The 389-nt window shown below is 48.6% G+C and carries 2 tRNA genes; both read left to right on the top strand.

Going from position 1 to position 389, the window contains the following annotated elements:
* Positions 1–128 precede the first annotated feature (128 nt).
* Positions 129–202: transfer RNA gene (locus FD02_RS09275), tRNA-Ile, on the top strand.
* Between the two features lie 20 nt (positions 203–222).
* Positions 223–295 (top strand) — tRNA-Ala (locus FD02_RS09270).
* Positions 296–389 lie beyond the last annotated feature (94 nt).

Genomic DNA, 389 nt, shown 5'->3' with positions numbered 1-389 from the left:
TAGCCGTAGGAGAACCTGCGGCTGGATCACCTCCTTTCTAAGGAAATGATGCGTAAACATCAACGGAAACTATCACATGAAACTTTGTTTAGTTTTGAGGGGACTACCCTCTAACTTGGTTCGCTTTCGGGCCTATAGCTCAGCTGGTTAGAGCGCACGCCTGATAAGCGTGAGGTCGATGGTTCAAGTCCATTTAGGCCCAGCAGTAAATTGAATACCCATGGGGGCTTAGCTCAGTTGGGAGAGCACCTGCTTTGCAAGCAGGAGGTCATCGGTTCGAACCCGTTAGCCTCCATTGCCGGAAACGGCAAGGAGTGGCACTTTGTGCCCCATTTTGTTCTTTGAAAACTGGATATCATTGTTTTATTAGTAATGCCGAGAACACAGCG

This window comes from Lacticaseibacillus nasuensis JCM 17158, from assembly GCF_001434705.1.
Classification (GTDB): Bacteria; Bacillota; Bacilli; order Lactobacillales; family Lactobacillaceae; genus Lacticaseibacillus; species Lacticaseibacillus nasuensis.
This window is presented reverse-complemented; position numbering and strand designations above follow the sequence as displayed.